General features: G+C 70.7%; 8 protein-coding genes, 1 pseudogene and 1 riboswitch. Of the genes and pseudogenes, 4 read left to right on the forward strand and 5 right to left on the reverse strand.

Translation table 11 applies throughout. The features are described 5' to 3' along the window. The 3 genes and pseudogenes from H5J26_RS31675 to H5J26_RS25665 form a co-directional block, all read right to left on the reverse strand. Positions 1–128 (reverse strand): annotated as a pseudogene (locus tag H5J26_RS31675) (allophanate hydrolase subunit 2 family protein); the annotation flags it as partial. Continuing rightward, a complete protein-coding gene (locus tag H5J26_RS25660) occupies positions 125–808 on the reverse strand; it encodes an allophanate hydrolase subunit 1 (RefSeq protein WP_309238067.1) in 684 nt (227 codons plus the stop codon). The gene H5J26_RS25660 and the pseudogene H5J26_RS31675, both read right to left, overlap by 4 nt. Further along, positions 805–1,557: a LamB/YcsF family protein gene (locus tag H5J26_RS25665; protein WP_181768345.1), complete on the reverse strand. Its 753-nt coding sequence runs from the start codon at positions 1,555–1,557 to the stop codon at positions 805–807. The genes H5J26_RS25660 and H5J26_RS25665 overlap by 4 nt, the downstream gene beginning before the upstream one ends. Positions 1,558–1,661: 104 nt before the next feature. Between H5J26_RS25665 and H5J26_RS25670 the strand changes: the two genes are divergently transcribed. Then, positions 1,662–2,366, forward strand: coding sequence for a GntR family transcriptional regulator (locus H5J26_RS25670; protein WP_181768346.1), 705 nt, complete (start codon positions 1,662–1,664; stop codon positions 2,364–2,366). Positions 2,367–2,599: 233 nt separating this feature from the next. On the opposite strand, the gene H5J26_RS25675 is transcribed toward H5J26_RS25670, so the two are convergent. Together H5J26_RS25675 and H5J26_RS25680 are read right to left on the reverse strand one after the other, a co-directional pair. Then, positions 2,600–3,346 carry a hypothetical protein gene (locus H5J26_RS25675; RefSeq protein ID WP_181768347.1) on the reverse strand — a complete coding sequence of 249 codons (747 nt, stop codon included), beginning with the start codon at positions 3,344–3,346 and terminating at the stop codon, positions 2,600–2,602. Positions 3,347–3,552: 206 nt separating this feature from the next. Beyond that, positions 3,553–3,963, reverse strand: a complete 411-nt coding sequence (locus H5J26_RS25680; protein WP_181768348.1) for a peptidase inhibitor family I36 protein — start codon at positions 3,961–3,963, stop codon at positions 3,553–3,555. A 412-nt stretch (positions 3,964–4,375) separates the two neighbouring features. Here H5J26_RS25680 and H5J26_RS25685 point away from each other — a divergent pair, with 412 nt between their 5' ends. The 3 genes from H5J26_RS25685 (at position 4,376) to H5J26_RS25695 (ending at position 7,893) form a co-directional block, all read left to right on the forward strand. Beyond that, the gene (locus H5J26_RS25685) at positions 4,376–5,359 is read left to right on the forward strand and encodes an ArsR/SmtB family transcription factor (RefSeq protein WP_181768349.1); all 984 of its coding nucleotides are present in this window, start codon (positions 4,376–4,378) and stop codon (positions 5,357–5,359) included. Between the two features lie 159 nt (positions 5,360–5,518). Further along, a riboswitch (cobalamin riboswitch) is annotated at positions 5,519–5,667 on the forward strand. A 157-nt stretch (positions 5,668–5,824) separates the two neighbouring features. Then, positions 5,825–7,150 carry a prenyltransferase/squalene oxidase repeat-containing protein gene (locus H5J26_RS25690; protein WP_181768350.1) on the forward strand — a complete coding sequence of 442 codons (1,326 nt, stop codon included), beginning with the start codon at positions 5,825–5,827 and terminating at the stop codon, positions 7,148–7,150. 50 nt (positions 7,151–7,200) lie between these two features. Further along, entirely contained in the window at positions 7,201–7,893 is a 693-nt protein-coding gene (locus H5J26_RS25695; protein WP_309238068.1) for an SCO2322 family protein, read from the forward strand. Positions 7,894–7,911 lie beyond the last annotated feature (18 nt).

Here is a 7,911-nt window from a genome sequence, read left to right on the forward strand (position 1 = left end):
AGCCGGTGCGCGGGCTCGTCCAGCGCTCCGGAGCGGGGCACACCCAGGTGCGCGTGGCCGGGCCGGCCCAGGTCCTGGACGGTGGTGAGCGCTCCGGCCCGTACGACGTGGAGCTCGGCGGCCCTCATCGCCCCTCCCCCTGGCCCGGCTCGCGGGCGTCCGCGTCGGAAGTGTCCGGCTCGGGGATGAAACGGACCTGGGTGCCGGGCGCGAAGAGAGCCGCGGGCTCCCGCTCCGAGTCCCACAGCACGGTGCGCACGGCGGTGCCGATCAGCTGCCAGCCGCCGGGCGAGGAGCGCGGATACACGCCGGTGTACGGCCCCGCGAGCCCCACGGCCCCGGCGGGAACCTTGGTGCGCGGATCCGAGCGGCGCGGTACGTGGTACTTCTCCGGCAGGCCCGTCAGATAGCCGAAGCCCGGCGCGAAGCCGCAGAACGCGACGCGGAAGGCGGTGGCCGCGTGCAGGCGCCCCACCTCCTCCGGCGGGACGCCCCACATCTCGGCGACGTCCGCCAGGTCGGGCCCGTCGTAGCGGACCGGGATCTCCACGGCCGACTCGGTGCCCCTGGTGAGCGGCGGGATCTCCCAGCGCGTCAGCTCACCGGCGAGCCGCTGCGGCTCGGCCAGACCGTCCAGCAGGACGGTGCGGGCGCCGGGCACGATCTCCGTGACGCCCGGCAGAAGCCCGGCGGCGCGCCGGCGCAGCACCTCGGCGTGGAACGCCTCCGCGTCCTCCGCCCCGGCCAGTTCGACGAGCAGTCCGTGCCGCCCCACGGGCAGGACGGTCACAGCAGCCGGGCCGGTCACGTGAACGCCCGTACCGTGATTCCCGCGCCCGTCAGCTCCTCCCGGATGCGTCCCGCCAGGCGGGCGGCGTCCGGGGTGTCCCCGTGGAGGCACAGCGAGCGAGCGGGGAGACGCAGCGGCTGCCCGTCGACCGCCCGCACCTCCTCACCCCGCGCGATGGCGATCGACCGCGCGACGATCTGCTCGGAGTCGGCGAGGACGGCATCGGGTTCGGTGCGGGGCACCAGGGTGCCGTCCGGCCGGTAGCCGCGGTCGGCGAAGGCCTCGTCGACGACGGGCAGGCCCGCCGCGGCTGCGGCCCTGTGCAGCTCGGAGCCGTGGAGCCCCAGTACGGGCAGGACCGCGCCGGACATCCGCACGCCCTCGACGACGGCCGCCGCCTGGGTGGCGTCGCGCACGCAGCGGTTGTAGAGCGCGCCGTGCGGCTTGACGTAGCTGACGGCCGATCCCGCGGCGCGGGCGAAGATCTCCAGGGCGCCGATCTGGTACGCGACCTCGGCTGCCAGGTCGTCGACGGGGACGTCCATGTTGCGGCGGCCGAATCCCGCGAGGTCGCGGTAGGAGACCTGGGCCCCGATGCGTACACCGCCCGCTGCGGCCCTCTCGCACACGCGGCGCATGGTGACGGGGTCGCCGGCATGGAAGCCGCAGGCGACATTGGCGCTGGTGACCGAGGTCAGCAGGGCGTCGTCATCGGTGAGCTGCCACCGTCCGAAGCCCTCTCCCAGGTCTGCGTTGAGGTCGATCATCACTGTCAATCTAAGGGATTGTTGAACAATACGGCAAGGGGCATGTTGTCTCGTTCGGCTTTCTGGGTTTCACTTGACGGACCGCCTGCCGAGGGAAGATCACCATGACCGCCGACACCGACTCCGGCCACGAGCTGACCGAACTCGCCGCCGACCGCGCCTTGTTGGGCCGCACCAGCACGGCGGAACGAGTCGCCGGCATCCTTCGCGAACGTATCGCACAGGGCTTCTTCCTCCCTGGCGTGCGGCTGTCCGAGGAGCGCATCGGCAACGCCCTCGGTGTCTCCCGGAACACCCTCCGTGAGGCGTTCCGGCTGCTGACGCACGAGCGGCTGCTTGTGCACAGGCTCAACAAGGGCGCATTCGTGCGCGTCCTCACCGCAGCCGACATCGCGGACATCTACCGGGTGCGCAATCTCGTCGAGTGCGCGGCCATCCGCGGCCTGGAGGAGCCCCCGTACCAGCTGGAGAAGGTGGCTGCCGCCGTCTCGGCGGGCGAGCGCGCCGCCGCCGCCAGCGAGTGGAACGACTGCGGCACGGCCAACATCCACTTCCACCAGGCGATCGCGGGCCTCGCGGGCAGCGAGCGCACCGACGACCTGATGCGCGGCGTGCTGGCCGAACTGCGGCTGGCCTTCCACGTCATGGACGATCCGCGCCGCTTCTACGAGCCCTACCTCTCCCGCAACCGGGAGATCCTCACGACGCTGGAGGCCGACGACGCGGCCGGGGCGGAGCGGATGCTCGGCTTCTACCTGGAGGACTCCCGCCGGCAGGTGATCGAGGCGTACCCGGAACAGCCCGGCTGAGCCGTCGGCCGATGGGGCTCCGGACCCCTCCGCGCACGTCGCACGCGGCTCCCCCGGGCCGGCGGTTCGAATAGATGTGGTGCACACCCTTGTCGAATCGTTGAACGATCCCAAGGGCTCGCACGTCTCCCCGCCACGAACAGCCCGCGGTGCGCGGCGGGTTCGGGGGCGACGCGCTGAAAGCAGCTCAGCCGAACGCCCGTTACGTCGGCGCCCGTCCGCGTCGGTGGGCGTCAGTCCTGCTTCAGCGCATCCCGTACGGCCTCGTTCCGAGCCTGCGTCACGGAGCGGAAGGCCTTCAGCTCCTCGGAGTTCTTCTTGATGACCCGACCCTGGAGCTGTTTCTCCGCCGCGTACCAGATGCGGGTGATCCGGCTGGACTTCTGGCAGGAGACGTCACTCGTCGCGGTGGCGAGCTCCTTCCGCGTGGGGCGCCTGCTCTTCATCCATTCCCGGTCGGACGCCGCTTTGACGGGGTGGGAGTAGTCGTACCCCTTCTTCTTCATGCAGGCGCTCCAGGAAGACATCGCTTTCAGAACGCGCGGGTCCTTCATGCTGGCTTCGTAGGTGTCGCCCGAAATCCTGTTGAACATCGAGTAGTCCGGCTTTCCGCCCTTCACCAGACTCTCGTACGCCGCCAGGTCACAGCCGCTCTCGCCGTCGTGGCCGAAAGCGGCGACCGACTCCTTGCGGGTGAGGTTCCGCAGCCGTTCACGGCTTGCGGAGTCGTATCGCTTGCGCTGCGGCGTGTCGGGCGTCATGTGATAGCCGAACACCCGGGAGATCTTCGGCTCGATGATCCCGTACCTTCGCCGGTTGAGTTCGGTGGGCGCCTCGGCCGGCGGCTGCGGAATCACCTGCCAGCGCAGGCCCTTGCGCTCCATGCAGCGCTTCATTCTCACGTCCTGCGCGGCTGCCATGGCACGGATGTCGGCTGCGGACTGCTCGTAGGAGTCGAGCGGCAGAATCAGGCTCCGCACTTCTCTCGTGGGCGGAGGGACCGGCGGCACCGCTTGCGCCGAGACCGGTGAGGAGCCGCCGCCCGGCGAGCAGGCGGCGAGAACCAGCAGGAGGAGCACAGGAGTTGCTGTTCGCATTCGCACGGCCGGTGGCCCCCCGTTCGTGAGGACGAGCGCGGTGCCCGGCCGGAGCCGGGCACCGCCCCTGACTGATGTGACTCGAAGGCTCAGAACTTGACGCAGCTGGCCTTGTTGTCGAAGTCGGGGTTGCTCGAGTTCGAGCTCAGGTCCTTGTCCGAGCTCTTCGGGTCCGCCGTGTAGCGGTCACCACTGCAGCTGCCGCCACTGGTCTGGTAGAGGCGGACGACCTGGCTGGTGGTGTTCTTCATCGAGCTGGCGCCGTCGTTGACGGAGCCGGCCGAACTCTCGTGGTTCCAGTAGTTGTTGGCGAAGCTGGAGTCACTGCTGGTCCACGAGTACGTTCCGCCGCCGTAGTTGTCGTTCTGGTAAAGGTGCATCGCTCCTGCCTGGACCCCGGCCGGAGCCGCGGTCTGGGCACCGGCGGTCGGCGCGAACCCGACCAGACCCGCCGCGGTGAGTGACAGTGCACCGAGTGAGACGGCGATAGTGCGCTTCATGGAGGTTCCTCCCCGTGAGTGGACCGCGAACTGTCCTTCGCCGCCTCCCCGTCGTCGTGCTTCACGGGGCGGCCGCTGAGGACCGGAGCCGGGAGCGGTCCTGATCCCTGCTCGCTTCGACCGACATTCAACGAAGGGGCGGGACGGTCCGACCAGGAGTTTCGAAAAGCCTCGAATGCTCAACTCCCGGGCGGCGCGGGGCGTCCCACGCACCGCGGAGCACAGAGCCGCACGAGGCCGCAGCCATGCTCCTCGGACACGACGCACAAGCAAATACGGGCAGATACGTCAAATCAGTCATGGTTGTGAAAATGAGGGGCATCGACGGCCACAGATGACCTAGGCTCCGGCTGGCTCCGCACGTCGTGCGGCACCCCGGCCTGCGGGCCGGTCTCCACGGGGGAGTGTTCAATTGCGTATATCGCTGAGCGCCGATTCGCTCGCGTCCGTCCGGTTCGTCATTTCTCCTCTCGCCCACATGAGGGTCGCGCTGCATCCCCGGCACCCTCGTTTTCTCCGCAACGGATATCCCAACTCGCAGGACGTGCAGGCCGTCTTATGCCGGAGAAGCCTTCCTCTGCTCAGAGCTCTGCGGCGCAGCGGAGGGAGCCACGAATTCCCGCTCGCCGACTTCGGTCTCGAGGAATTCCGTCCCGACATCGACACGGAGCTGAACCGCGTCACGGACGCGTCCTCCACGACGGCCGCCGGCTTCATGGCGCACGCACATCGCCTGGCCAGCAGCGCGCACCAGGTCGCACCCGACGCCGACGCGCCGTCGCTGCAACGGATACTCCTGTCCGGCGAGCGGGCGTTCGCCCACCAACTGGCCGACGAACTCAGCGACTTCTGGAAACACTGCCTTGCCCGCCACTGGTCCTCGGTCGCCTCGCGGGCGGAGGAGGACGTCGAGAAACGCGGCCGCATCGCGGCGCGGAACGGCCTGACCATGATGCTCGACGCCCTGCACCCGGCCATCTCCTGCAGGAAGCACACCATCGACCTGAAGACCCGGGAAGGCGTGGCCTGCGTGAACGGCAAGGTCGGCCTCTATCCCACCGCGCTCACGCGTGACTGCCTGGTCGACCTCAACGCCCGCGACGCGGCGGGGGGACTGAGCATCACCTATCCGGCGACGTCCGGCGACGAGACCGACGAACAGACCCCCGGAGCCCTGAGCGACGTGCTCGGCCCGTCCAGGCTCATCCTGCTGAGATCGCTCAGGGAGCCCCGTACGACGACGCAGCTCGCCGTCCGCCACCACATGAGCCCTTCCACGGTCTCCTACCACCTCTCCAGGCTGCACAAGGCGGGCTGGCTGATACGGACCCGATCGGGAAACAGCGTCTACTACCGCTGCTCCGAGGAGGCCGAACGGTTCGCGCTCTCGTCCTGAGACGGGGGCAGGCGTTCCGCGGACCGCCGGGGCTCCCTCTGAAGCCCAACTCGCCGCTGGATCAGCCGGGACGGCCTGGGCGGCGACAATCCGCCCGGCCGTCTCCAGTGGCCCGCCTGCCGCTTCGCATTCGCCGGACGAAGCGCCCGCGAAGCGGCCAGCTAGAGTGTTCGTTCGGCCGTCGACCGAGGGAAGCCGGTGGGAATCCGGCGCTGACCCGCAACCGTGAGCGGTGCCCGTACGCACAGAACGAACCCGTGCGCACAGGCCCGTGAGCCGGAGCACCCGGTCGGAGGCAGGCTCGCGGACCGCAACTCCCCACCGCAGGGTGGGCGCTGCGGCTCCCACCGTCGAGGTCTACGGAGCTGAGCCGGGTGCGCCGCCGGATGACGCGTGTCAGTGTGCGCGCACGTGGGCGGGGCGGCCGTGCACGGCTGCGGACCGCTCACCGAAAGGCAACAACCCATGTTCCTGCGCCGGAGCGTCGCGGCCCTCGCCGCAGCCACAGCCCTCTGTGCCGTCACAGCACCCGGGGCCTCCGCCCTCGCCTCGTCCGGCTCCGCCTCGAAGTCCGGTCCGGATTCCCTCTCCCAGGCGCTGGCCGCCGCAACGGCGAAGGGAAAGAAGCTCCCGAACGGGCTGTACGGCGAGGCCGACCCGAAGTTCGACGGCGTGTGGAGACAGTCCATAGCGCTCCTCGCCCAGGACGCCGCCGGTGCGAAACCGGCCGCGTCAGCCGTCGACTGGCTCGCCGGGCAGCAGTGCGCGGACGGCTCCTTCACCGCCTACCGGGCCGACACCGGCACCGCCTGCGACGCGAAGAAGACGCCCGGCGACACCAACGCCACCGCCGTCGCCGTGCAGGCGTTCTCCGCCGTCGGCGGGCGCAGCGACGAGGTCCGCGAGTCCCTGGGCTGGCTGCGGTCCGTACAGAACAGGGACGGGGGCTGGGGCTACAACCCCGGCAGCCCCACGGATGCCAACTCCGCGTCCGTCGTCGCCGGTGCCTACGCGGCCGCGGGTGAGAAGCCGCAGAAGATCCGCAAGGAGGGGAAGTCCCCCTACGACGCACTCGCCGGGCTGCAGCTCGGCTGTGACGCCGAGGCCGACAGCCGCGGCGCCTTCGCCTACCAGCCCGACAAGAAGGGGAAGCTCGCCGCGAACGACGACGCCACGGCTGCCGCCGCGCTCGCGGGCACCGGCTCCGGACTTCTGACCCGTTCGCACGGCGAGGACGGCGGATCCGGGAAGCACCGCCCCCTGAAGCCACTGGACTGCGGCAAGGGCGCCGGCGAACGGCCCGCAACCCCGCAGCAGTCGGCGGACGCGGGCGCCGCACATCTGGCGTCCGTACTCGACAGGAACGGCCACCACCTGAAGGCGGTGACACCGGGCGCCGAGGGCGGTCCCGACTACGGGAACACCGCCGACGCCGTCATCGCGCTCGCCGCGGGCGGACACCACGCGGAGGCGAAGAAGTCGCTGAACTGGCTGGCCGGAGAGCTCGGTTCGTGGGACAAGTCCAAGAACGACCCCGCCGCCATCGGCGGCGTCATGCTCGCCGTGCACGCCACGGGAGGCGACCCGGCCACGCTGAAGGGCGAGAAGCTGCTCGAACGCCTCAACTCCACGGGCCCGAAGCCTGCTCAGATGCCGGGCTCGTCCAAGGCCACCGGCAGCGAGGACAAGGACAGCACCGTGCTGACCTGGTCCCTGGTCGGAGCCGGCCTGGCAGCCGGCGCGGGCGTCGGCTTCCTGCTGAGCGGGCGCCGGAAGCGGCAGGGACTGTGACGGGGCGAGGCACCCGCCACGTCCTCGCAGTCTGCGCCTGCACGGTCGCGGTGCTCCTCGGGACGTCGCCCGGTACGGCCGCGGCTCAAGGCGCCGCGCACACGGCTCAAGGCGCCGCGCACACGACCGGGCCGGGCAGCTACCGGTACTGGGCGTTCTGGGAGGGTGAACAGAGTGGCGGAGCCTGGTCGTACGCCACCAAGGGGCCGTCCGTGCTGCGCCCCGAGGACGGCGCGGTGCTCGGCTTCCGGTTCGCCCTCAGCGAGGACTCGAAGGACGCGTCGAAGCCACGCGGCGACGCCTCCTTCGACGCTGCCTGCGCCCGTACGGAGGCGCAGAAGGACCGCAAACGCATCGCGATCAGCATCGACTTCGGCACCGCCGCGGACGCGAGCGGAGGCGACACCCCGCCCAAGGCCCGCACCGCCTGCGCGCAGGTCGCCGAAGACGCCAGCGCCGCCGAGGCGCTGGCCGACGTGGCGAAGCCCCTGCGCTACAACTCCGACGCGCTGCTGTGCGCCATCGACGGCTACCCCGACCGCGGTTGCGGTGAACAGGTCTCCGGTTCCGGCAAGTCCGGCTCGGACAAGGGGGACGGCCCGAGCAAGGACGCTCCCTCCGGCGAGGACGGCGCCGACCAGGGTGACGGCGGCCTCGGCCCCGTCACGGGCATCGCCGCGGCCGTCGCGGCCTTCGCCGTCCTCGCCTTCGCCGCCGTCCGGCAGACACGCCGCCGCCGGTGACGCCGTGACCGGGCAGCC

This window comes from Streptomyces albidus (ex Kaewkla and Franco 2022) (assembly GCF_013870515.1).
Taxonomy (GTDB): Bacteria; Actinomycetota; Actinomycetes; order Streptomycetales; family Streptomycetaceae; genus Streptomyces; species Streptomyces albidus.

Bases quoted from the DNA above. Each gene is read 5' to 3' on its own strand.
- H5J26_RS25665 (WP_181768345.1), bottom strand. From the start codon at position 1,557: ATGATCGACCTCAACGCAGACCTGGGAGAGGGCTTCGGACGGTGGCAG.
- H5J26_RS25670 (WP_181768346.1), top strand. From the start codon at position 1,662: ATGACCGCCGACACCGACTCCGGCCACGAGCTGACCGAACTCGCCGCC.
- H5J26_RS25680 (WP_181768348.1), bottom strand. From the start codon at position 3,963: ATGAAGCGCACTATCGCCGTCTCACTCGGTGCACTGTCACTCACCGCG.
- H5J26_RS25690 (WP_181768350.1), top strand. From the start codon at position 5,825: ATGTTCCTGCGCCGGAGCGTCGCGGCCCTCGCCGCAGCCACAGCCCTC.